General features: G+C 44.1%; 18 protein-coding genes and 1 tRNA gene. 6 read left to right on the forward strand and 13 right to left on the reverse strand.

The window, feature by feature from the left end:
• Window positions 1-93 precede the first annotated feature (93 nt).
• Entirely contained in the window at window positions 94-1,062 is a 969-nt protein-coding gene (locus tag KTR07_RS07375; RefSeq protein WP_008760911.1) for a M23 family metallopeptidase, read from the forward strand.
• Between the two features lie 21 nt (window positions 1,063-1,083).
• Complete coding sequence (locus KTR07_RS07380; RefSeq protein WP_008760912.1) at window positions 1,084-1,425, forward strand: MerR family transcriptional regulator; 342 nt, start codon at window positions 1,084-1,086, stop codon at window positions 1,423-1,425.
• 1 nt (window position 1,426) lies between these two features.
• Here the strand turns inward: KTR07_RS07380 and KTR07_RS07385 are convergent, their stop codons facing one another.
• The 5 genes from KTR07_RS07385 to KTR07_RS07405 form a co-directional block, all read right to left on the reverse strand.
• Window positions 1,427-3,670 (reverse strand): bifunctional (p)ppGpp synthetase/guanosine-3',5'-bis(diphosphate) 3'-pyrophosphohydrolase, encoded by a 2,244-nt coding sequence (locus KTR07_RS07385; RefSeq protein WP_008760913.1) that lies wholly within the window; start codon window positions 3,668-3,670, stop codon window positions 1,427-1,429.
• Window positions 3,671-3,742: 72 nt separating this feature from the next.
• On the reverse strand, window positions 3,743-5,038 hold the full coding sequence (locus KTR07_RS07390; protein ID WP_048695033.1) for a lytic transglycosylase domain-containing protein: 1,296 nt from the start codon (window positions 5,036-5,038) through the stop codon (window positions 3,743-3,745).
• A gap of 33 nt (window positions 5,039-5,071) precedes the next feature.
• Window positions 5,072-5,959, reverse strand: a complete 888-nt coding sequence (locus KTR07_RS07395; protein WP_008764236.1) for a DUF5683 domain-containing protein — start codon at window positions 5,957-5,959, stop codon at window positions 5,072-5,074.
• Window positions 5,960-6,850 carry a ParB/RepB/Spo0J family partition protein gene (locus KTR07_RS07400; RefSeq protein ID WP_008760916.1) on the reverse strand — a complete coding sequence of 297 codons (891 nt, stop codon included), beginning with the start codon at window positions 6,848-6,850 and terminating at the stop codon, window positions 5,960-5,962.
• An 11-nt stretch (window positions 6,851-6,861) separates the two neighbouring features.
• On the reverse strand, window positions 6,862-7,626 hold the full coding sequence (locus KTR07_RS07405; protein ID WP_016269488.1) for a ParA family protein: 765 nt from the start codon (window positions 7,624-7,626) through the stop codon (window positions 6,862-6,864).
• Between the two features lie 360 nt (window positions 7,627-7,986).
• On the opposite strand from KTR07_RS07405, the gene surE reads away from it, so the two are divergent.
• The 3 genes from surE to KTR07_RS07420 all read left to right on the forward strand — a co-directional run bounded on the left by surE (window position 7,987) and on the right by KTR07_RS07420 (window position 10,822).
• Complete coding sequence (surE, locus tag KTR07_RS07410) at window positions 7,987-8,766, forward strand: 5'/3'-nucleotidase SurE (RefSeq protein ID WP_008760918.1); 780 nt, start codon at window positions 7,987-7,989, stop codon at window positions 8,764-8,766.
• Between the two features lie 51 nt (window positions 8,767-8,817).
• Window positions 8,818-9,954 (forward strand): lipid-A-disaccharide synthase, encoded by a 1,137-nt coding sequence (lpxB, locus tag KTR07_RS07415; protein ID WP_113748828.1) that lies wholly within the window; start codon window positions 8,818-8,820, stop codon window positions 9,952-9,954.
• 91 nt (window positions 9,955-10,045) lie between these two features.
• A complete protein-coding gene (locus KTR07_RS07420) occupies window positions 10,046-10,822 on the forward strand; it encodes a NigD-like protein (RefSeq protein ID WP_008764239.1) in 777 nt (258 codons plus the stop codon).
• A 112-nt stretch (window positions 10,823-10,934) separates the two neighbouring features.
• On the opposite strand, the gene KTR07_RS07425 is transcribed toward KTR07_RS07420, so the two are convergent.
• From KTR07_RS07425 to rsfS, 3 genes are read right to left on the reverse strand one after another with little or no spacing between them, the layout of a single operon-like run.
• Entirely contained in the window at window positions 10,935-11,777 is an 843-nt protein-coding gene (locus KTR07_RS07425; protein ID WP_008764240.1) for a phosphatidate cytidylyltransferase, read from the reverse strand.
• 16 nt (window positions 11,778-11,793) lie between these two features.
• Window positions 11,794-13,938 (reverse strand): ATP-dependent zinc metalloprotease FtsH, encoded by a 2,145-nt coding sequence (gene ftsH, locus KTR07_RS07430; RefSeq protein WP_062695721.1) that lies wholly within the window; start codon window positions 13,936-13,938, stop codon window positions 11,794-11,796.
• Window positions 13,939-13,947: 9 nt separating this feature from the next.
• Complete coding sequence (gene rsfS, locus KTR07_RS07435; protein WP_008764242.1) at window positions 13,948-14,307, reverse strand: ribosome silencing factor; 360 nt, start codon at window positions 14,305-14,307, stop codon at window positions 13,948-13,950.
• 264 nt (window positions 14,308-14,571) lie between these two features.
• Here rsfS and KTR07_RS07440 point away from each other — a divergent pair.
• A tRNA-Gln gene (locus KTR07_RS07440) sits at window positions 14,572-14,642 on the forward strand.
• A 217-nt stretch (window positions 14,643-14,859) separates the two neighbouring features.
• Here KTR07_RS07440 and KTR07_RS07445 read toward each other — a convergent pair.
• The 5 genes from KTR07_RS07445 to mgtE form a co-directional block, all read right to left on the reverse strand.
• Entirely contained in the window at window positions 14,860-16,701 is a 1,842-nt protein-coding gene (locus KTR07_RS07445; RefSeq protein WP_117981304.1) for a RagB/SusD family nutrient uptake outer membrane protein, read from the reverse strand.
• A gap of 24 nt (window positions 16,702-16,725) precedes the next feature.
• Complete coding sequence (locus KTR07_RS07450; RefSeq protein WP_117981305.1) at window positions 16,726-19,827, reverse strand: TonB-dependent receptor; 3,102 nt, start codon at window positions 19,825-19,827, stop codon at window positions 16,726-16,728.
• A gap of 39 nt (window positions 19,828-19,866) precedes the next feature.
• Window positions 19,867-21,210, reverse strand: a complete 1,344-nt coding sequence (locus KTR07_RS07455) for a BT_3987 domain-containing protein (protein WP_117981306.1) — start codon at window positions 21,208-21,210, stop codon at window positions 19,867-19,869.
• A 903-nt stretch (window positions 21,211-22,113) separates the two neighbouring features.
• Window positions 22,114-23,991: a DUF349 domain-containing protein gene (locus KTR07_RS07460; protein WP_072066369.1), complete on the reverse strand. Its 1,878-nt coding sequence runs from the start codon at window positions 23,989-23,991 to the stop codon at window positions 22,114-22,116.
• An 85-nt stretch (window positions 23,992-24,076) separates the two neighbouring features.
• Complete coding sequence (gene mgtE, locus KTR07_RS07465) at window positions 24,077-25,417, reverse strand: magnesium transporter (RefSeq protein ID WP_008760927.1); 1,341 nt, start codon at window positions 25,415-25,417, stop codon at window positions 24,077-24,079.
• Window positions 25,418-25,463 lie beyond the last annotated feature (46 nt).

Here is a 25,463-nt window from a genome sequence, read left to right on the forward strand (position 1 = left end):
CTATTGTTGAGGTTAATATTCTCAAAAAACTGTGCAAAGATAGCTTGTTTTTATTACTTTTGCCGTATTAACAAGCGAAATATTTCCAAAAAGATGCGCAAAGTTTACTACATCTACAATCCAAGGACGCAGACTTATGACCGAATTTATCCTACCGTACGGCAGCGTGCACTTAGCATTCTGCGCCGGCTTTTTATCGGTATGGGACTTGGAGCCGGATGCTTCATCGTCTTGCTTCTAGTGTTCGGATCGCCTTCGGAGAAGGAGCTGCGAATCGAAAATAGCCGTCTTTTGGCGCAATATAATGTACTTTCCCGCCGTCTGGATGATGCGATGGGGGTGCTGCAGGATATTCAGCAGCGTGACGATAACCTGTATCGGGTGATTCTGCAAGCTGATCCTGTTTCGCCGGCTATCCGTCAGGCAGGTTTTGGAGGTACGAACCGGTATGAGGAGCTGATGGATCTGGCAAACTCCAAGCTGGTGGTAAATACGACCCAAAAGCTGGATGTACTGTCCAAACAACTTTATATCCAGTCCAAATCTTTCGATGACGTGGTGGATATGTGTAAGAATCATGATGAAATGCTGAAATGTATTCCGGCTATCCAGCCTATCTCCAATAAAGACCTTCGCAAGACTGCTTCCGGATACGGAACACGTATTGATCCGATTTACGGTACGACGAAGTTTCATTCGGGAATGGACTTCTCCGCTCATCCGGGAACGGATGTCTATGCGACCGGTGACGGTACAGTGGTAAAAGTAGGATGGGAAACCGGATATGGCAATACGATTGAGATTGATCATGGCTTCGGTTATCTGACTCGGTACGCTCACTTACAGAGCTATAACACGAAAGTTGGGAAAAAGGTGGTGCGTGGCGAGGTGATTGGAAAAGTGGGAAGTACAGGTAAGAGCACCGGTCCTCATCTTCACTATGAGGTACACGTGAAGGGAAAGGTTGTGAATCCTGTCAACTATTACTTCATGGACTTGAGTGCGGAAGATTATGAGAAGATGATTCAACTGGCCGCCAATCACGGTAAAGTGTTCGATTAATCTCTTAAAACAACGATTTCTATGCTGAATACGGACAAAGAACTAAAATTATATTACTCCATAGCCGAAGTGGCCGATATGTTTGGAGTCAATGCATCCTTGCTTCGTTTTTGGGAGAAGGAGTTCCCGCAGATTTCTCCCAGGACAACGGGGAGGGGGATACGTCAGTATCGAAAGGAGGATGTGGAAACGATTGGTCTGATCTATCATCTGGTGAAGGAGAAAGGTCTGACGCTTCCCGGTGCCCGTCAACGGTTGAAGGATAATAAGGAAGCCACGGTTCGCAATTACGAAATTGTGAACCGTCTGAAAGGTATTAAGGAAGAGCTTCTGGCTATCAAGAAAGAACTGGACGGACGATAAATTATTCCTCCACCCGGTTCACCTGTTTGATGTTTTGAATCTTCTTCAGATTATTACAGATTGTCTTTACATCTTCCACATCGTGTACCCATAGCTGAATCTTTCCTTCGAATATCCCGTCATTCGTTTCAATGGCAAGTTTACGGATGTTCACGTTGAGCTGTCTGGAAATGACCTGAGTCACTTCATTCAGAAGTCCCATGCTGTCAATACCTCTTAAATAGATATATACGAGGAAAGAAAGTTCTTTGTGAGTATCCCATTCGGTCGCTAATATACGGTTACCATAGCTGCTTTTCAGCTTGGCAGCAACAGGGCACTGGCGTTTATGAATAATAATGCGGTCGTTTTCATCAACGTAACCCAAAACATCATCACCGGGAATCGGATGACAACATTCGGCCATGATGTATTTCTTTTGCAGGCTTTCTTCGGTCAGTTTAAGAATCTCTTTCGGATTGATCTTTTCTTTTTCCTGCGGTTCTTTCTCTTCCGGTTTTTCCTTGTTGCTGTTCCCGAAGGAGAACGTCAGGTATTTCTTCCAGTTGCTGGTTTGCTTTTCTCTCAGCTCGTTCTTGTCCGCTTCTCCCAAAGTAATGGCTTTGCTGCCGATAGCGGCCAGTAACTCTTCTTCATTCTTGAAGTTGTGAAATTTACGCAACTTCTCGATGACAGCTTCTTCCGGACGTATTTCTTCCTTCTTCAGAAACTCGTTGAGTAGCTCTTCGCCAATTTTCTGATTCGCTTTCCGTTCTTTGCGAAGAATCGCTGCGATCTTGGCACGAGCACGGGCGGTCGTTGCAAATACCTCCCATTGCGGTTGTACACGTTGGGATTTGGAGGTCAATATTTCAACCTGATCTCCACTTTGCAGTTTATGGCTTAGCGGCACCAGTTTATGATTGACCTTGGCGCCGATACAATGGCTACCGATATCTGTGTGCAGTGAGAAGGCAAAATCCAGTGCCGTAGAGTTTTGTGGCATTGTCTTTAACTCTCCCTTCGGAGTGAACACGAAGATTTCGGAAGCAAACAGGTTCAGTTTGATCGTATCCAAAAAGTCGATTGCGTCCGGTTGCGGATCATCCAGTATCTCTTTAATGGTTTTCAGCCATTTCTCCAGTTCACCTTCGTCTTCGCTGCCTCCTCCTTCTTTATATTTCCAGTGGGCGGCAAAGCCTTGTTCTGCAACATCGTTCATCCGTTCGCTGCGAATCTGTACCTCGATCCATTGTCCGTTGTTTCCCATCAGGGTGACGTGCAATGCTTGGTAACCATTCGCCTTCGGGTGGCTTACCCAGTCGCGTAGGCGGTCGGGATGAGGCTTGTATATCTTGGAAATGGAGACATAGATGTCGAAACAGTCGTTGAGCTCTTCTTCCACGTTGCGTGGTTCGAAGATGATGCGGACAGCGAGCAAGTCATAAATCTCCTCGAACGGGACGTGTTTGGTCTGCATCTTGTTCCAGATGGAGTAGATCGATTTCACACGTGCCAAAATCCGGTATTTCAGCCCCATCTTATCCAGCTGGGTGCGGATCGGAGCTGTGAAGTCGTTGAATACTTTGTCGCGTTCGGCAGCGGTAGCATTCAGCTTTTCTTCTATTTCGGCATATTCTTCGGGGTGTTCATATTTGAAGCTGAGGTTTTCAAGCTCTGTTTTTATCTTGTACAGACCTAGGCGGTTGGCTAACGGGGCATAGATGTAGAGAGTTTCTCCTGCTATCTTATATTGCTTGTTGGGCAGCATGGAACCCAGCGTGCGCATATTGTGCAAGCGGTCGGCTATTTTGATCAGGATAACTCGGATATCGTTCGACATGGTGAGCAGTAACTTCTTGAAGTTCTCTGCCTGTGCCGAAGCACGGTCACCGAAGATCCCTCCGGAGATTTTGGTCAGTCCGTCTACAATCTGGGCAATCTTCGGTCCAAAGATATTTTCGATGTCTTCTACCGTGTAATCAGTGTCTTCTACTACGTCGTGCAGCAGTGCCGCACAGATAGAAGTAGAACCAAGACCAATTTCGTTACATACTATTTGTGCAACGGCAATCGGGTGCATGATATAAGGTTCGCCGGATCGGCGTTTGATTCCTTTGTGTGCCTGATTAGCGAAGTTGAAAGCTTTTGTGATGATTTCAACTCGTTTGCGATGTTTAGTATGGAGATAATCATTCAGAAGTTCCTGGAACGCCTGATTGATCATCTCTTCATCTGCTATTTCTTTGGGGGTTATATTATCCATATTCGTTATCCTTTCATTCGCTTATTTTTGCAAAAATAAGCAAATTTCCGAATGAAGCAAGCGGGAAGTCATTTATTTGTAGATTTTCAATTGTTTTCCTGCTGCGATTCTGGTGTTCGACATACCGTTCCACTGCTGTATATCTTTGACACGTACGCCTAGCTTTTCGGCAATCGATGAAAGAGTGTCTCCACTTTTTATCTTATAATAAGTTAATTTTCCTTTACCGGCAACAGCGCTTGTCTGTCTGCGGGTGGTTGGAGTAACTTCTTTCACTGCAACGGTTTTGCGGTTGCGGAATAGCTCGTCGGCACGGTGTGCGTAGATTGTATCTTGCTTGTCAATAAACGTACTGATGGCACTTTGTGGTAAACGTAATGTACAAGGTTTGGTCGTGCCGGGAATCACTTGTTTCTTGTATTGGGGATTCAGGCTTTTCACTTCCTCCAGCGGAACATTGCAAAGTTCGGCAATCTGCTCGAAATGAAGGTTTTTAGTGACTTGCACCGTATCTGTGCTTGCCGGAATGTTTGTTTCCATCGGACAGATGTTGTGGTCGCAATAGTATGTCATCACGTAGTTGGCTGCGATGAAAGCAGGTACATATCCGCGTGTCTCTTTAGGCAGCAGGTTATAGATTTTCCAGTAATCCGTTTCGCCTCCGGCGCGGCGGATTGCCTTGTTGATAGTACCTGGGCCACAGTTATAGGCTGCTATAACCAGATTCCAGTCTCCATAAATATCGTACATCTCTTTCAAGTAACGGGCGGCAGCCCAGGTTGCTTTGATCGGGTCGCGGCGTTCGTCTATCAGACTATTGGATTCAAGACCGTAAATCTTTCCTGTTCCAATCATGAATTGCCACAGTCCAGAAGCACCGGCACGTGACACAGCCGAAGGATTCAGTGCAGATTCGATAATCGGCAGGTACTTCAGTTCCAAAGGAAGTCCGTAAGCGTCCAGTGCTTCTTCGAAAATAGGCATATAGAAATTGCAGGCGCTCAGCATGAATGAAACCTGATTGCGCAGGCGACCCGCGTACATATCGATGAATTTGCGTACAATGTCATTATAAGGCATTTCCATGACAGCCGGAATACGTGAAAGGCGGTCAATGTAGACAGAATCACTGAATAAAGGATTCACTTCCGCCGTACTGCAATCTTTGCCTAAATCAATATAGTTTTTAGCTTTCCAGTCGTTCAGCAGACTGTCGAGCGGGTAAGTCATACTCTTTGGAAGATCGATGCTTTCTTTGCGTTCGGTTCCGTTTTCACGAATAACTACATCTACACTTTGAGCTTTTACCTGTGTGGTTGCCAACAGGAAAAGGAAAATAATCGAACAATAGTTTTCTAATTTCTTCATGCTTTAATTATAAGTTCAATCTAAATTGTGTTTTTAAAATCGTAGTACGCATTGCAGTCCCACTGACTTATTCTTGTAACTGTTGGAGCGGAACTGGCTGTTATTGTCGATGACAGTTGGCTCCAGCTTCATACTCAAGTCAGGTGAAATGTCGAAGTTCGATAATTCCGCATCGACATAGGCATCGATGATGGAGATAAGGTATACTCCGATAAATGCAAATATACTAAGGTCCCGAAAACGACGGAACGAGTCCTTTCTTCGTTTCAAGGTGTTTTTCAGTTGCTCTTCATTATACTGGGCGTTCGGTGGCAGCAAATCTTCATAGCTCTTGGTGTTTGGATTACTGTCCATGATGTCCAGATAGGCCTGTGAATAGTCTTTATACATTTTCCCGTTCCAGCTGAGGGCATACGCACATCCTGCAAACCCTCCATATATAATAGGTAGTTTCCAGTATTTACGGTTGTAAATCTGTCCTCCGCCAGGGAATACGACTGCAAGCCATGTTGCTTTGGTCGGGTTGGGAATGAACAGTTTCTTGTTGAGATCCTGCACAGGAGGTACTGTGTCGGTTTTCACTACAATAGGTGCCGGCTGTTCTATCTTCTTCAGTTCTTTTTTATTGGCTGCGTCAAGACTGTCGGCTATCTGTATTTTGACAGCAGACAGACTGTCGGTTGCTTGCAGGCGTTCCGGATGCAATATTTTGATTGAATCCTTTTTCAACGAATCCATCACCTGAGCAGGATCCCGGTGCCTTCGTGCACGTGCTTTCGGTGCTTCCCGGCTCTGAATAATACTGTCTTTCTGTACCGGAGTCACAGGTTCTTGTGCATACACATCAATCCCTGCCACCTGTAGAAAACAGAGAAGCAGGGTGATGATGGGTAACTGATATTTCTTACTTTTTCTTGTCATCTACTTTTTTAGCGTATCGAAGATTTCCATGATACGTTCCAGTTCCTCCTCGTTGCTGAAAGGAATACTGATTTTTCCTTTCCCCTTTTCGGAGCAAGTCAGTTGTACCTTGGTGTTGAAAAATCCCGTGAGTTGTTGCTTTAGTAAATTAAACTCTTCCGGTAGTTTGCTGCGTTTCGGAGTGATTTTCCGTGTGCCGCTTTTCACAGCTTCTCCTTCGCTCAGCGATTTGACAATCTCTTCTACTTTGCGGACGGAGTATCCGTGTTCCTGTATCTCTTCGAATATTTTTACTTGAAGTTTGGGGTCGCCTAATGAAATCAATGCACGTGCATGTCCCATATCTAGCTGTTTGTTTTGTAGAGCCATCTGTATAGGAGCCGGCAGTTTCAGCAGACGCAGGTAGTTGGCGATAGTGGTCCGGTTCTTGCCGATACGTTCGCTCAGGCGTTCCTGTGTCAGTTCATACTGGTCCAGCAGATGTTGATAAGCCAATGCTATTTCTACCGCATTCAGGTCTTCACGCTGTATGTTTTCAATCAGCGCCATTTCCATCATGTTTTCGTCGTCGGCAGTGCGGATGTAGGCAGGGATGGTTTTCAGTCCTGCTTTTTGTGAAGCACGGTAACGACGCTCTCCCGCGATGATCTGATACTCATCGTCCGAGAGCTTGCGTAGAGTGATAGGCTGTATGATACCGATTTCCGCAATGGAATCAGCCAGTTCCTGCAATGCCGTTTGATCGAATTCGCGGCGTGGCTGATTGGGGTTGACGGTAATCTTCGCCAACTCTATTTCACTAATGGAAGAAGAACCTTCGGTTTTCACATCATCCATTGAGAGCAGGGCGTCAAGTCCGCGTCCTAATGCATTTCTTTTTTGTGTTGCCATATCTTCTTCGGTTATTTATTTCTGTTGATAATCTCTTTGGCAAGGGCGAGATGGTTTTTGGCACCGGTAGAGTCCGCATCATAAAGAATGGTCGGGATACCGTAGCTGGGAGCCTCGCTCAGTTTCACATTTCGCTGGATCACGCTGTTGAAAACTAATTCCTGGAAGTGTCTTTTCACTTCGTCGTAAATCTGGTTTGCCTGACGCAGACGTGAGTCATACATCGTCAGCAGGAAACCTTCGATTTCCAGAGCGGGATTCAGTTTCGACTTGATGATTTTAATCGTATTCAGCAGTTTGCTGATGCCTTCGAGAGCAAAATACTCAGCTTGCACGGGGATGATCACGGAGTCGGCTGCCGTCAGGGCATTGATGGTAATCAGTCCGAGTGAAGGAGAACAATCTATCAGAATATAGTCATATTCTTTCTTCAAGGGTGTGAGCACTTCTTTCAGTATCTTTTCGCGGTTTGGGAGGTTCAGCATTTCAATCTCTGCTCCTACAAGATTGATGTGCGAAGAGATCACTTTCAAAGAGTCGATTTCTGTGTCAAGAATAGCGTCCTGTACATTGGCTCTGTCAATAATGCATTCATAGATAGTGCATTCCGACTGCTTGATGTCCACTCCCAGGCCGGAAGAGGCATTTGCTTGCGGGTCTGCATCTACCACGAGTACTTTCTTTTCAAGTGTAGCAAGTGACGCTGCGAGATTAATCGTAGTCGTGGTCTTTCCTACACCCCCTTTTTGATTAGCCAAAGCAATTATTTTTCCCATATACTCTAAATTTATTGGCAGCGAAATAAGTGATAATTCCTTAGAGCGCCTACGAAAAAAGAGAAACTTTGCATTTTCTGTTGATAAGTCACCGGTTTTGTTAATAACTGCCGGACGAAACAGTTCCGAAACCTGGTTGATTTTATCATCATACTTTCTCTGTTTGAGCTTGCAAATATACATATTTATATTGGATATCTATTTCTTTTTTTACTCGCTTGCAGAAGATTAAGATTTGTAAACGGGTGTATATTCGTCAGATAGCGATGTGATTAATATGATATTCGGAGATAAGCGGTTGGCAGTACGGTTACTTTTTGCTACTTTTGTGCGAACATTAAAAAGGAAAGGATTGAATATATGGAAAGTAAGAAGCCGTTGATCCTCGTTTCGAATGACGATGGTGTTATGGCTAAAGGTATTAGTGAACTGGTGAAGTTCCTTCGTCCGTTGGGGGAAATTGTTGTAATGGCACCCGACTCTCCGCGCTCCGGCAGCGGCAGTGCATTGACGGTGACTCATCCGGTTCATTATCAACTGGTCAAAAGAGAAGTGGGACTGACTGTATATAAATGTACAGGAACGCCGACCGATTGTATCAAGCTGGCATTGGGCTCAGTGCTCGACCGGAAGCCTGACCTGATCGTAGGCGGTATCAATCATGGAGATAATTCCGCTATTAACGTGCATTATTCAGGAACGATGGGAGTAGTGATTGAAGGCTGTCTGAAGGGAATTCCTTCGATTGGTTTTTCTCTGTGCAATCATCAGCCCGATGCTGATTTTGAACCTTCGGGTCCTTATATACGCAAGATAGCTGCCATGATATTGGAAAAAGGACTGCCCCCGTTGACTTGTCTTAATGTGAACTTTCCCGATACTCCCGACCTCAAAGGAGTGAAGGTTTGTGAACAGGCAAAGGGATGCTGGGTGAATGAATGGGTAACTTGTCCCCGTCTTGATGACCATAATTACTTTTGGCTGACCGGTTCATTCACCGATCATGAACTTGAAAATGAGAACAATGATCATTGGGCGCTGGAAAACGGATATGTGGCTATCACGCCAACGACAGTCGATATGACTGCTTACGGCTTTATAGATGAACTGAATGGCTATTGTCAGCAACTGGAATTCTGACATACGCATTGTGCTGATTTCAAATATCAAAACTCCTAATTCAAAATTCCCATGAAGTACTATCTGATTGTCGGTGAAGCTTCCGGAGACTTGCATGCGTCCCATTTGATGACTGCCCTCAAGGCGGAAGATCCTCAGGCCGATTTCCGCTTTTTCGGTGGAGATTTGATGGCTGCCGTCGGAGGAACGATGGTGAAGCATTATAAAGAGCTGGCGTATATGGGATTTATTCCAGTACTGCTTCATTTGCGTACGATTTTTGCAAATATGAAACGTTGCAAGGAAGATATTGTGGCGTGGAATCCCGATGTGGTGATCTTGGTCGATTATCCCGGTTTCAATCTTAACATAGCTAAGTTTGTGCATTTCGAGACGCAGATTCCTGTCTTCTATTATATTTCTCCGAAGATATGGGCATGGAAGGAGTACCGCATAAAGAATATCAAACGTGATGTGGATGAACTTTTCTCCATTCTTCCTTTTGAAGTGGAGTTTTATACTTTGAAACACCGCTATCCTATACATTATGTAGGAAATCCTACGGTAGATGAAGTGACTGCCTATCAGAAAGCTCATCCCAAAAATCCGGAAGCATTCTTGGCGGATAATAACCTGGAGGATAAACCGATAATCGCACTATTGGCGGGAAGCCGGAAACAGGAGATCAAGGATAATCTGCCGGATATGCTGAAGGCGGCTTCTGCTTTTCCCGATTATCAACTGGTACTGGCCGGTGCTCCCGGCATCGCTCCGGAGTATTACAAGCAATATGTAGGGCAGGCTAAAGTGAAAATAATCTTTGCCCAGACCTATCGTTTGCTACAACATGCGGAGGTGGCTTTGGCCACTTCGGGTACGGCGACTCTTGAGACAGCCTTGTTCCGTGTTCCTCAGGTGGTTTGTTACTATACACCGATTGGAAAAGTGGTTTCGTTTTTGCGTCGTCATATATTGAAAGTGAAATTTATTTCACTGGTCAATCTGATTGCAGACCGTGAGGTCGTAAAGGAGTTGGTTGCAGATACAATGACAGTCGGAAATATGCAGAATGAACTAAAGAAACTGATTGAAGATCAGGAGTATAAGAATCGTATGCTTGCCGAATATGAGTATATGGCAGATCGGTTGGGACCTGCAGGTGCTCCCCAGCATGCCGCTCGCAAAATGCTTGAACTGTTGAAAAAATAACTTTCTTTTTCTGAATAAACGTAAAGCCGGTGCAGTAAATGCCCGGCTTTTTTATTTATATAGCAGAAGAATTAAAAAGAGAGGAACAAATATGAAAAAATTTAATTGGCTTTTAGTAATGTTATTGCTCGCATTGGTACCTGCGCTGCAATCATGTGACGACGATGGGTACTCAATTGGAGACATAGGATGGGATTGGGCTACAGTTCGTGCCACCGGTGGCGGTGGTTATTATCTGGAAGGTGATCGTTGGGGTATGATTGATCCGGTGGCCAGTTCTATTCCTTGGTACAAACCGGTAGACGGTGAACGAGTAGTTGCTTTTTTCAATCCTTTGGCTGATACGGATAAGGGTGCTCAGGTAAAGATTGAAGGAATTCAGGAAGTGTTGACAAAAGAGGTGGAAGATATGACGGCTGAAAATGAAGAGGAATTCGGTAATGATCCTATCGTGATTTATCAAGGAGATATGTGGCTGGGAGGAAAGTTTTTGAATATCATCTTCCATCAGTATTTGCCTCGTTCTGAAAAGCACCGCATCAGTCTTGTACAGAATAAGATAGAACCGGAAGCTCCGGAAACACCGGAAGCTTTGAATGTGGATGAAGATGGGTATATACATCTGGAATTACGTTACAATACGTATGATGATGTAACTGGATACCGGGGATGGGGACGAGTTTCTTATAATCTGGAAGAGTTCTATCCAACGGCAAAAGATGCAGCTGAAACAGAATTTAAAGGATTTAAGGTGACTATTAATTCAAAAGAAAATGGAGAAGGAAGAGTGATCGTTCTTGATTTGGATCATCCGGTAGGCGTTCCGGAAAAAGCGAAAGATGTGCATTCTACTTCTTTTGTTAAATAGCAAAACTTTTATAAATAACTAAACCTAAACCTTGACGAACACTGTGTGTGAAAAAAAAAGGTCGGAAGTGCTTCAAAGCGGCTTCCGACCTTTTATTTTATTTATTCTGTTATTAAAACCAAGTTAGTGCATACAGATAAAAGACTGCTGCCGGTATAGCCATCAAAGCACTGTCGAAACGGTCGAGCATCCCTCCGTGTCCCGGAAGAATGGTCCCTGAATCTTTAACGTGCAGCTGGCGTTTCAGTAATGATTCTGTCAGGTCGCCCCATGTTCCGAAAACGACAACGACTAAAGCGAGACCTGCCCATTCCCACATCGACATAATCGTGAAGTAATGTGCCAAGACAAAAGAAGCTCCGATAGCTACTACTCCGCCGCCGATGGAACCTTCCCATGATTTTTTAGGAGAGATACGTTCAAACAAGCGGTGTTTGCCAATTAATGAACCGACGCAATATGCACCTGTATCACTCAGCCAAAGGAATATAAAGATGGACAATGGCAGAATCGGATTGTAGCTTACGCTGCTATATTCCGGATCAGTATGAAACGCCAAGACATTAAGCAAGGCAAACGGCAGGCCTATATAAAGCTGGCTGAGCATGGAATATGCCCAGTTAAGCATTGAACTTGCCTTTTTCAGATACAATTCGCTGATCATCAAATAGAGCAGCAACAGCAAATAAGGAATGAAAATCTTGGAGTCGGCTGCGTCGATACAGAATCCCATCACTGCGAGGAACAGGTAAGCTCCTCCCAGCATGATAATGGTTTTGTTTACGTTGACTCCTTCTGCACGGCTGTTGATTAACTGTCCGAATTCATAGATCGTCAGTGCACTGATCGCCATGAACAGAATGCCGAAGCTGAAAGAATTATAGAGTATACATCCCACCAGAATGGCGACAAAGAGTATACCCGTAATGGCCCGTTTTATAAAATTACTAATCAAAATCTTCGTGTTTTAATTATTTAGATTCGGTAGTTTGTTCTTTCTCATTGGATTTTGCTTCTATAGTAACTTTTCCTTCTACGGTTACTTTTTTTCCTTCCGCAGTGATTTTCGTTTCTGTAGTTGCTTCTTCCTGAGCAGAATTTTTAGCTTCCTCTTCTTTGATTTCTTGTTCTTCTGCTTTCAGTTTCTCGGCAAGTTCTCTTTCCGCTCTGGCAGCATCCTGGCTTTCTTTGGCAGCCATGATTTCTTCCGAGCGGGATGCCCACGGGCGTTTACCGAAAATACGTTCAACGTCTTCGGCAAAGATCACTTCTTTGTCGATCAGTAACTGAGCCAGTTCATTGTGTCCTTCCATATGTTCGGACAAAATCTTCTTGGCACGTTCATATTGCTCGTTCACCATCCGTTTCACTTCTTCATCGATGAGTTCGGCTGTCTTTTCGCTATACGGGCGGTTGAAAGAATATTCCTCATTATTATAATAGCATAAGTTGGGTAGTTTGTCACTCATACCTAAATAAGCAATCATGCCGTATGCTTGTTTCGTAACTCTTTCGAGGTCGTTCATAGCACCGGTAGAGATGCGCCCGATAAACAGGTCTTCGGCTGCACGTCCTCCGAGGGTAGCGCACATTTCGTCAAGCATTTGCTCTTTGGTAGTGATCTGACGTTCTTCCGGCAGATACCAGGCAGCACCCAATGCACGTCCGCGGGGAACAATCGTTACCTTGATCAATGGATTTGCATATTCCAGCAACCACGAGATAGAGGCGTGTCCTGCTTCATGCAAGGCAATCGAGCGTCTTTCCGCTTCTGTGGTAATCTTGGTCTTCTTTTCCAGACCACCGATGATACGGTCTACCGCATCCAGAAAATCCTGCTTGCCTACAAATTTCTTTCCGTGACGGGCTGCGATCAAGGCAGCTTCATTGCAGACATTCGCAATGTCCGCACCGGAGAATCCCGGAGTCTGACGTGCTAGCAAATCTACATCTACTGTATCGTCTATCTTGATCGGACGCAGGTGTACGCCGAATACTTCTTTACGTTCGTTAAGGTCGGGCAGGTCTACGTGTATCTGACGGTCGAAACGTCCGGCACGAAGCAATGCCTTGTCAAGTACGTCCACACGGTTGGTAGCGGCAAGGATAATCACACCACTGTTGGAGCCGAAGCCGTCCATTTCAGTCAGCAACTGATTCAGGGTGTTTTCACGCTCATCATTTCCACCCATTGCAGGGTTTTTGCCACGAGCACGGCCTACCGCGTCAATTTCGTCGATAAAGACAATACAAGGAGCTTTTTCTTTAGCTTGCTTGAACAGGTCACGTACGCGGGAAGCACCTACACCGACAAACATTTCTACGAAGTCAGAACCTGCCAGTGAGAAGAACGGAACGTTTGCTTCACCGGCAACAGCCTTCGCAAGCAATGTCTTACCGGTTCCCGGAGGGCCTACGAGCAATGCGCCTTTGGGAATCTTACCTCCTAGGTCAGTATACTTCTGAGGTTCTTTCAGAAACTCTACGATTTCTTCTACCTCCTGTTTGGCTTCCGCCAGGCCGGCTACGTCCTTGAATGTAATCTTGATGGAGCCTCCCTTTTCGAAAAGCTGGGCTTTGGATTTTCCTACATTGAATACACCGCCGGCACCACCGCCGCCACCGCCGCTCATACGACGCATGAAGAATATCCACAGGGCGATTAATAAAACCAGCGGAAGAATATTAATCAGGATTGCCGGGAAAATATCCGAATCGGCAGGGTAATCTGCTATTCCGTCAAAATGACCGGCTGCTTTTTCGTCCTGCAGAAATTTATCCAGCCTGTCCTTAGAAGGAGGGTTACTGGTAATAATTGGGTTTCTTCCTACTTTGGTGGAGTCCGCACCGAATATTGCACCTACGGCATTCGGTTTGACATGAGCTTCGAGAGTTTTCTCAGAGCCCAGTACTTTGCTGATGTAGCCGTTAGTGACATACTTCTGGAAGTCGCTGTAAGGAACGACTTTACTTCCGCTTCCTCTTGAATCGCTGCTCCACCAAAGGCCGAGAAGCATGAGGGCAATAATCATATATAGCCAGTTCAGATTGAACTTGGGCATATTCACCTTATTATTAGGCTTATTGTTATTGTTGTTAGTATTATTGTTGTCCATAATTGTGGATTAGTCTAAATCGGGGATTTGAGTAAGTTTGGCGTCAGCCCACAGATGTTCAAGATTATAGAAGGATCTTACTTCCGGCAGAAAGACATGTACAAGTACATCGGAATAATCCATTGCCACCCATTCTGCATTTCGAAGTCCGTCGATTGCGGTCGGTTTGCTGTCTGCACCTTTACGGGCAAACTCCTTGACAGAGTCTACAATAGCATTTACCTGACTAGGGGAGTTCCCCTGGCATATAACGAAATATTTGCAGATGGTATCTTCTATACTGGTTAAATCAGCAATAATGATGTTTTTACCTTTTTTTTCCTGAATTCCCTCTTTAATTTTTTCAATTAATATTTTCGTATCGTTCATTCCTGTAATTGAAATTAATAATTCATGTTCTCTTTTGGTTTATAACAAAAAAGGATTACCCTTTGTTTCTGATTATAAACGTGATATTTTTGACAAATATACGGTGATTTATTGGATACAAGAAAGTTATGACTTAATTTTTGTGTTTTTTAGGGGAGATGCTTCTACTTGAAGGAGCAAAATGAGAGTTTTTGCAAAAAAAATAGCAGAAATGTTTGCAATTCCCAAATTATTTGTATCTTTGCACCCGCAAACGAAAATCATTGGGCTATGGTGTAATGGTAACACTACAGATTCTGGTCCTGTCATTCCTGGTTCGAATCCAGGTAGCCCAACAAGATCAACGTCAATGATGAATACGAAAATCCCGCTAAAATGAAAGTTTTAGCGGGATTTTTGCTTTTTGCGGTATACTTTCATAGCTGGTAAGGCTCAAAAAAAAGAGTCTTCCAAAATGAATGGAAAACTCTTTTTACATCAGCACCGTTTAGGTGATGTTTTTCTGCATCTATGATGGGATACCTATTGTGTCTGTGTTATGACATTTGGCTGCTACCAACCCGGATTCTGAACAAGTTTGTTCGACTTCTGAATCTCGTTTAACGGGATAGGATAGAGGTACATGCGTCTTTCAAAAATACGGGTTTCAAATGCGGTACGCTCCATAAAGTCCTCCAGGTTATCGGCATTCATATTCATACCATGTACCGGTCCGCCTTGCTTATATCCTTCTTCATCGGCACACATCCAGCGACGGACGTCGAAATAGCGTTGTCCTTCGGCGAATAGTTCGATCCGGCGTTCTTTGCGGATGGCTTCTTCCTGTAAGGCTTGGTTGCCTTTTATTTCAGGCTTGATGTCCTTTAGTAAAGGGATACCTGCTCGGTAGCGGACACTGTCGATATGTGCAATGATACGTTCATCCGAAGGATTTACATGGTTCAACGCTTCGGCATATAATAAATAGAAGTCGGCGAGACGGAACAACATTCCTGCTCTGTATTTTGATTTGGCATTACTTCCTTGGTTTAAAAGATCACGGTTCATTCCCTTGTAAAGCAGATAGCCGGAGTAGCTCATATCCGCTTTGGAGTTATCGTCTCCGCTGCCTTTATAGAAATAAATCTGTTTCGTTGTTTTTTGCCATGTCTTGCCGGAGTAAGTTATGGCCTGATAAAAACGTGGTTCGCGATTCTTATACATATTAGGAATGCCGTCTTCGCCAATGCCTTCTTCTGAATAAAGTCCTGACTCGTGAATACTCTTGCCGTCATTCATGTAGAAATCGTCAATGGCTTCCTGCAATACACCTACACAACCGAATCCGCTATATATCGCACGTGGAGTGCATCTGCGTTCTCTTCCTTCTCCACCTACATCGCCCCATGAATTCTTGCTGGTTTGCCAGATAGCTTCCGGGTTGTTCAAACTTACCTGAAAGAGTTGGTATAGAGATTCTTCTGCATTCAACTCTCCATCTTTATCTTTTTCTTTATAAAGGTGATAGTGAGTTTTTGCATAATCAATGAAGCGCTGCAACGCGTTTAAGGCAGTTTGCCATTTTTTGTCATCTTTCGCAGGAAACAGTTGTTTGTCCTGATTATCCCTCAATGCGATTGCTTCCGAATATCCTCCGTTAAGTAAGGGGCTTGCGGCATACACGTGGAGTTTTGCCAGAATAGCCAATGCTGCCCCTTTGGTAGGTGCTGCGCTTCGGTTCTCGTTTGGAGTCCCGTCATCGTTCACTTCCTTTTCAGGCAGTTCATTGTAGCATTCATTGAGTTCGGAATCGATGAATTGCACTACTTCGTCGACAGAGTTCCGGTAATAGTCCAGATCACTTGCGGACGGTTCCGATATTTCTGTCATAATGGGGATAGGACCATACAATTCAAATAACAAGTAGTGATAGTAAGCACGTAGGAAACGAGCTTCGTTTTTCAATCTTGCCAATTCGTCTTCGTCAATGTAATCCGTAACGTCACCTTGCTGTGGGATCGTATGCGAGTATGCCAGAAATTCGTTTGCCTGACGGATTTGTTTGTAAAGACTCCAGCGCGATAAATCCGCCGATCCGGCATGGTAACCTACTGTCGGAATTGTCTTGACATTATTTTGTGCACTTTTTAACTCGTCGGAAACTGCCGGCCAGGGATTATCCAATCCCGTCAAGGCTGCATAAGAACTGGTTATAATAATGTTTGATACATCCGGAATTCCGGAATATATATATCGGTGGAAGCGACGGGCATAACCGGTATTATTGAATACTTCTTCCATGCTTAATTCTGCCGCCAGGTCGTCCGATACATCCAGATAATCGCTGCAACCCGAAAAGAATATCGTGCTTAGTCCTACGGCCACTATGATTGATAGTTTTTTCAATGTCTTCATATATATAATGTATTATATGTATTATTAGAAAGTAAAGTCAAGACCGAATGTGAAAGTCCGGCTCAGTGGATATGAGAAGCCGCCGTTGGTGTTTCCAAGTTCCGGGTCCCACATTTTGATATCATCCCATACACAAAGATTGTTTCCTTGCAGATAAACACGCAAAGCTTGTATACCGATTTTTTTCAGTGTTTTCTCCTTGAAGTTGTAACCGACTTCAATATTTTTCAGTCGCAGGAAACTGGCATTGCGCAGCCACCAAGTGCTGGCAGCTGTATTGTTGTCATAATTGGTAGAGTGCATGCGGGGGAACATTACATTTTGGCTTGGGTTCTGTTCCGTCCATCTGTTGGCTACTTCTGATCGTACGGCAGACTCTTCGACTCCCCATTGGAACGGGAAAAATGCTCCGTTCGAGCTGGCTCCTAATACGGTCGATGTATTTCCTGAACCTTGGAAGAAGATACCGACATAGGCTCCTTTCCATTCGGCATTGAGGCCGAAGCCATAAACTATTTCCGGAACGGAAGGATTTCCTACATCTTCCATCTGGTCATTGCTGTCGATCTTACCGTCTCCGTTCAGGTCTTTGTATTTGATATCTCCCGGACGTACTCCGCTTGACAGACCGGATACAACTCCCGGTTTCAGTTCATACTGGCGGTTCAGACCTTCACCTGTTATGTTGAAGTCGTCGGCGGTATAAAGTCCGTCAGCAATGTATAGTTTCCATGAGTTGAGGCGAGTTCCTTTCTTTTCGAGCCACGGATAAACTTGTGGTACCTGATCATATTCGAGGATTTCGTTGCGTGCAAATGTAAAGTTACCGCGTGCGCTCAGGTTAACTTCACCTACTTTATAATTGAGATTCAGACTTGCATCCACACCTTGGTTTTTCACGATACCGAAGTTTTGCCATGGCATTTGCTGGAAGCCTGTCACATTGGAAACGGTATTACGTTGCAATAGGATGTCCTTACGTTTGTTGTTGAAGTAGTCCACTTGCAGGTCAATGCGGTTGTCGAATAACCCCAAGTCGATACCGAAGTTGCGTTTGTCTTCGATTTCCCAGGAAAGAAACGGTGATTCGAACTGGGCTTCGGTAATTCCATTGCCTACTCCGCCTAATGCGCCGCTGTTGCTGAATCCGATATTATAGCCGCTATTATCCTGTTTCATGGTTCCACGATATAAGAAGCGGTTGCCGCCGGTATCGTCGTTACCGGTACGACCGATGGAGAATCTTAATTTCAATTTGCTTACTACCTTTTTCAAGGCTTCCGGATAATAATGTTCATTGCTGATATACCATGCCAAACCCATGGCGGGGAAGAAACCGAAGCGATAGCCTTTTGCAAAGGTTTCCGAACCGGTGTAGCCGAAGTTACCTTCTAAGAAATAGCGTCCGTCATATCCATAAGTTACACGACCTACCAAACCTTGCTTTCTATAAGGTAAAGCGTTATTGTGATACTGTGTTTCTTTTTGCATGTATAGGAACATGGCCCCTACATCGTGTTTCTCTGCAAATGTACGGTTGTAATTGAAGGCTGTTTCAAAGTAAATCTTCTTGTTTGAACTGTTACTCAGGTTTTCTGATAGTACATCGCTGCCTTCTACTACAGTCTTATATAACAGTTTGCCATTTTCGTCGCGTCCTGTGGCTAGATATTGTGTCGGTGTTTTGGTACGTTTGGCGATATATGACATGTCTGCGTCAAAGCTGATAAGTCCTTTCCATGTCAATCCCTTGGTCAGGAAGTCCAGCTTCTGGTCTACTTCCACTTTCGACTGGATGGAAGTTCTCCATTCTTTGGCGTATCCTGAGTTAACAAGCTGGTTGTACGGGTTAGAACGGTTGCCTGACGGACGGGGATGTCCGGCCACAGTCCCGTCGGAATAAACTGCCGGCATGATATAAGACGGAGTACGGCACATGGTAGTAAAAATAGTGCTGGTTCCTGTTCCCGGATAGTTGGTTTGCAGATATTGTCCGCTGAGGTCTACTTTTACTGTTGTGGTTTTAGTTGCGTCAAAGTCAATGTTGCTGCGCAGATTGTAGCGCTTCAATCCGATATTGTTATCATAGTCATTGCCGAAATCCTTGAATATACCATTTTCCTGATAGAAGGCGCCGGATACGAAGTAACGGGCACGTTCAGTTCCTCCTCTTACGTTTAGGGTATACCGCATATTGTAGGTATGGTTTCTTAACATGGTACCCAACCAGTCGGTGTCTGGATATAAATCACGGTCGGCTCCGGGACCGTATTTGGCTATCTCTTCGTCTGTGCGTATGCTGGCGGTTCCTTCGTTGTTCAATGCTTCGTTGTATAGGTTCAACGTTTCTACTGAGTTCATGAAAGTCGGCAGGCGTGTTGGCTCGAGAATAGTTCCTTCAGCTCGGAAAGAGATTTTAGGTTTCTGTGAATTTCCTCGTTTGGAAGTAATCAAGATAACTCCGTTTGCGCCTTCGGCTCCGTAAACGGCCGTGGCGGCAGCATCTTTCAGTAAGGTAAATGATTCAATTTCATCTGCTTCAATATCCTGCATTTGCCGGGGGACACCGTCGACTAATACAAGCGGATTGGTACCTCCTTTGAAAGAACTTTGTCCCCGAATCCAAAAGTCGGCATTGTCGTATCCCGGTTCTCCGGAACGTTGTACTGCGATCAATCCCGGTACTTGCCCTGCCAGATTATTGGTCATATTACGGCTGGAAGAAACGGACAACTCTTTGGGGCCGATGGCGTTGATGGAACTCACTACGCTGTTCTTCTTTTGTTTTCCGTAGCCGATAACAACCACGTCCTCCAGCATCTCTGTGCTCGGAAGCATTTTGATTGCTAATACCTTTTCTCCTTTATAAGTGATTTTTTGCTGTTCGTAACCCACATAAGAGAAAAGAAGTATATTGCCTTTTTGGGCTTTGATGGTGAAATTACCATCTACGTCAGTGATGGCGCCGACTGTGGTTCCTTCGATTTTTATCTGCACTCCGATCATCGGCTGCCCGTTTTCATCGACTACGAGTCCTGTCGGACTTTGTCCTTGTGCATAAATTGTGTCTATTCCTGCAAATAAGGCAAACAGAATGAAACACATTACTTTTAATATCTTATTCATAAATGTTTCTTTTAAGTAAGAATTAGAAAATAATTAAGGTTACTTGTCCGTGCCGTATACATATATTTCTGCCAGATGTCCTACAGACGAACCACTGCCCAGAGTGGGGATGTAAAGACGTATCCAGCGTGCGTCACATGCTTTTACGGGGACCATTTGCTCTGTTTTTATGCTACCGTCAAAGAAGTATTTTCCAATCAGGTTCCATGTTTCACCGTCATCTCCTGCATAAATCTCAAGATTCATAGAAGTAAGTGCATTTTGTCTGGCGATGAGTCCTAATTGGCTGACACTGTTTTCTTTGCCCATGTCGAGTATTATTTCATATGGTGGAGCTACTTCGCCTCCCTGCCATTTACTATGCCAGAAAGTGTTTATCTCTCCGTCAATCAAAGATATCGTCTGACCGTTGTGGGGGTAAGCGGCTGAAACTTCGCCTGTCTTTTCTTCCGTGTTGGCAGTCACTGTCCAGTGGTCACGGTTAATAGGGCCGCCTTGTTTGATTACGAAATAGTTGGCTACCGTTTCCTTGTCTATGTTGATGCTGGCGTCTCCTTGTCCGCTAAGTCCGCCAAGTGAAACCGGAAGAAGATAATTTCCGGGGGGAAGTGTTTCACCCAGCAGGCTAATAGCAGAGCCTCCCGTTGTCTTTCCCTTGGCGATAGTGACATCGGGAAGAGTGTAGAAGTCGGAAGGTAAAGGTATGTAATAGGTCGAATTTGCCGAATTGTAGTTGTCCACATAGTCTGCTCCTTTGGTTGCAAACGAGGTCGTCAGATCCCATTCGTTCTCAAAGCTTATCTCTGTGTCGAGATTCATTGGTGAAGTAGTCGTTCCTCCTTCAACGACGAAGTCTCCTCCGGTAGATGCAAGTCTGACGATGGCTTCTTTAACGATAAATCCGTAAAGCGTTGCCGTCCGGTCGGAGTTCATAGGAGTCCCTGTAGAGGATACCCGTAATGGAAGAACGTATTTAAGTTCATCAAAGCCGCACAGGTTGTAGATTTTGTGAGGATCATACACCAGACTGCCTCCTGTTACACGCCTGTCTCCGCCAGGAGAGACGGAATAGGTTGCATTTTCAATCGTATAGCATTCGGAAGGTAGTAATTGATAGGAAGTGCCGTCCGCATTATTCAGAGAATCCAACAGGGATTGTTCTACTGAAAAAGTAACTGTTCCTCCGGTATCTTCTAATCCTGCCTTGGCAATGGATAAATCAATCTTGTTGAGAGGGCCTAAATCATAAACTTCAATGGTGGAGAATCCACTTTGTGATGCTGAGAACATTCCCTTAGAACGTTCGTTATCAACATCTTCTACGCAGCTGGTAATGCATAAGAATGCCAGCAAGCATGGTGTTAATTCAAAGCATTTTTTCATAAATTAACATTAGTTTTATTAAAGGTAAAAAGGGTAAAAACAAGTTGAAGTACTTGTGGGTACTCTTGGATTTGGAATACTTATTTCTTTCTCATAGGCATTAAAATTAGAAGTTAAAACTTTTATTTGCGTGCTGAACTATGCTGATTTAAAGTCAAAAAAATAATAGGTTCTATGTCTTAGTTCTGGTAGAACTATAATATAGTAGATGATAAGAGAGAATGAAATGTATATTGTTGATATTCAATGGATAATGTTGGGCTTTATAAAGGCGTAATAAGGAAATTACGACTCAGTTTCTACCCGTTGATTGATTAAATGAGAATTAGTAAGAAACTTATTTGTAATTTTAATCTGAAATATTATTGCTAAATAGTATGGCTTTTTCGAACTAATTAGTATATTTGCGCACGAATCGTTGATTTTTAGCAAAAAAGATGGTAAATCTATTGCTTAGCTAGATACGTTAATGTAGATACGAGCGGATTAACAGACTGTTTTTTATGCTAAGTTCTACCAGAACTTAGTTGAATTGTTCCTCTATTCCTTTTAATTGGTTGAATGCTTCGGTTAGACGGGCGAAAAACTCACTTTTTAAATATAAAGCATTTTGGCAGTCGTTTAATTACGGGTGTAAGGGAGAAAATATTTAGTTGCTATTTGGATAGTACACAGCGTGATAAAGGTTGCTATATTCTCAAAGAGTTCTCATGCCTTTGAGAAAAAATTCTCACCACACTGAGAAAAAATTCTCAATGCAATGAGAAAATTTTCTCAAAGGCATGAGTATTTTTTCTCAGTGCAGTGAGAATATAATGAAAGCTTCAATAAAAAAGCCAACTAAATCCATAATGGGTTAGTTGGCTTTTATATTAGAGGATTTATCCTTTGTTTCGGGAATATTTATTCTTCCGCTTTCAATGATTCATCGATAACCTTGATTTTCTGTAATACCAGTTCAAGGTCAGCTTTCAGTTTATCCACTTTTCGATTCAGTTCAGTCAGCAGGCTGCTACCTTTCTTGGAAGAAGAAGTAAGGAATCCCAAGTTATTTTCATAAGTCTGAAGTTCATTCTTCATATTCTCATAAATACGTACCAGTTTTTCCCGTTCTCTATATAAAGACTGAGAGCCTCCTCCTTGGATATTGCTGATGTTTGAACGGAAATTGCTTAATTTCTTGTTGGATGCACTGATGTTGAAACGGTCGAACAGTTGATCGATCAAGCCATGATATTGCTTATACAATTTGTCTTTCTCCTTGAACGGAACATGACCGATGGTATTCCACTCCTTCATCAGTTCGCGTACCAAAGTGCTGGCTTCGTCAGTATCCATGTTTTCATCGATTGAAGCTAATTTTTCAATCAACGCTTTCTTCTTCTCCATGTTCTCTATTTCTACAGAACGTTGTGAAGAAGTAGCCTTGTTTTTCTGGTCGAAGAAATAGTCACAAGCAGTGATGAAACGTTTCCATACGGCATCCGAGTATTTCTTGGCTACCGGACCGATTGTTTTCCACTCTTTCTGCAATTTGGTCAGCGCATCAGCAGTTGCTTTCCAGTCGGTGCTGTCCTTCAGTGCTTCTGCCTTTTCGCAAAGTGCTTTCTTCTTTTCCAGATTCTCGTTCATTCCTTCTTTCAGAGCCTTGAAGAATTCTCCTTTCTTTTTGAAGAAGTCATCGCAGGCATGACGGAAGCGTTCGAAGATCTTCACATTCATCTTTTGGGGAGCGAATCCGATTGTCTTCCATTTGTTTTGCAGAGCAATCACTTCCTGCGTCTTGTTCTCCCAAGCCGAGAATGTTTTCAGTTCATCATATTCAATTGCTTCTACAATTTCGCAAATGACAGTTTTTTGATCCAGATTGTGCTGTTCCGATTCTTTCAGCGCTTCGAAATGTTGCTGGTGACGGCGGTTTACAGCCGTAGAAGCAGCCTTGAAACGGTTCCAGATTTCGTCACGCAGTTCTTTAGCTACCGGACCCGTATCACGAAATTCCTGATGCAGCTTCTGAAGTTGGTGGAAAGCGGAAACTACATCTTCTTCGTCAGCAAGCTTTTCGGCTGCTTCGCAAAGATGAGTCTTGATCTCCAGATTCTTTTTGAAGTCGTATTCACGAAATTCGTTGTTCAGTTTCAGCAGATCATAGAATTTCTCTACGTACAGTTGGTAATTCTTCCAAAGTTCATTCACCTTGCCCTGCGGAACCAGTTTGGTTTCGTTCCATTGCTGTTGCAGCTTTTTGAACTCCGTATAAGATTTGTTGGCATCATCACCCGATTCTACCAGTTCTTTAAGTTCTTCGATAATGGAAAGCTTGACTTGCAGATTTTCTTCTTTCTGACGTTCCTGTTCGGCTACAAGTTGACTTCTTTTCTCTTTGATCGATCCCATGAGGCGTTTGAATTCCTCTTCTGTCGGATCATCCTTCGGAGTGAAGTCTTCGGCAACGCCTCCGTTGTCGATAAATTGCTTTTTAGCAGCTTCTAACTCGGCGTTGTGTAACTTGTAGAATGATTGTTTTAGATTGTCAATTTCCTGCTTGTTTGCGTTTTCCGAGTCTTGCGCAAGCTCTTTCAATCGGTTCAGTACGTCTTCCTTTGTGGCAGGTTTAGGTGCTGCTTCAGTCTGAACTTCGGCAGTAACTTCTTCAGTAACTTTTTCGGTACCTTCTTCAGTCGGAGTCTCTGTAATGGCTTCAGAAACCTCAACTGTTTTCTTTTCTTCTTCTAACTCCCCTTGGTTCAAGGGAAGATTAGTGTCATGAGCGTCCATCATTGTATATTAGTTTTGGGTCACAAAATAATGAAATAAAACGATTACTTCATACTCTTTTGCTTATTTTTTTTTGATTATCGCATTTTTATGATAATAAAACAGTAATTCCCATGTACAGCATCATACCGATTATGTCATTTGTGATGGCTATAAACGGACCTGTTGCGATGGCGGGATCTATTTTTAGTTTCTCCAGTGTCATCGGGACCAGTGTGCCGAAGATGGAGGCGAACATCACAACGGCAAACAGGCTGATGGATACGGAATAAGTAACCGTAGCCGTCGCACCGAACCGGATAAAGTTGTAGGTATATACCAGCAGGGAGATGATGGTAGCATTGATTAAGGCTACTACCGCTTCCTTGGTCACTTGCTTGAAAGTGTTTTTGGCGTCCAGCGAACTGTTGGCAAGCCCTTGTACGATGATAGCGGAAGACTGTGTACCGACGTTTCCTCCCGTACCGCCAATCAGCGGAATGTATAATGCCATTTCGGGGTGTGCGGCAAAGGTTGCGTCGAAATTTCCCAATATCATGGAGTTTCCGATACCTCCGATCATGCCGATCAGTAGCCAAGGCAGTCGGGCTGTGGTCTGTCTTAGTACGTTGTCATCGGTTTCTACGTCCTGCGAAAGACCGGATGCCAACTGGTAATCACGTTCCGACTGTTCACGAACTTCGTCCATGACGTCGTCGACGGTGATCTGTCCTATCAGTCGGCCGATGCTATCCACCACGGGGATGGCAACAAGGTCATACTTTTCGATGGTTTGCGCCACTTCATCGATGGAAGTGTCTACGTGTACGGAGATCGGGTCTTTCTGCATCACGTGTTTCACTTTGGAGACAGAAGGGGAGGTGATCATCTTCTTGAGCGGGAAGATTCCCCTCAGGCGTTCATCGTCGTCAATGACATATACATAATATATTTCGTCCAGTTCTTCGGCTTGCTGACGCATTTCCTTCAGACATTCGGGCATACTCCAGTTCTCGTTCACGACTACCATTTCGGTGCCCATCAGACCACCGGCGGTGTTTTCGTCATATTTCAAGAGGTCCACGATGTCTCCTGCCTGTTCGATGTCTTCGATGTGCGAAAGAATTTCTTCCTGCTTGTCTTCGTCGAGGTCACGCATCAGGTCTACGGCATCATCCGTGTCCATGTAGTCCACAAAGCGCTTGGCGATTGTTTCCGAAGGGATCATTTCGAGGAACTCTTTACGAACGTCCTCATCCATTTCGACGAGTACGTCGGCCGCGGTTTCATTGTTGAGCAGGCGGTAGACAAACCGGGCTTCTTCCGGGTTCAGGTCATCACACAATTCAGCGATGTCGGCGGGATGAAGGTCGACAAGAAGTTCTTTAACCTTATCGGCATCTTTTTGCTCGATAAGGTGTTTTACGTTGTCAATGTATTCCTCGTTCATCTTTTTGTTTACGATTAAACGTTTTACAAATTACGGGTTTCGCTCA

Origin of the sequence: Bacteroides sp. MSK.20.82 (assembly GCF_019052485.1) — a bacterium.
Classification (GTDB): Bacteria; Bacteroidota; Bacteroidia; order Bacteroidales; family Bacteroidaceae; genus Bacteroides; species Bacteroides thetaiotaomicron.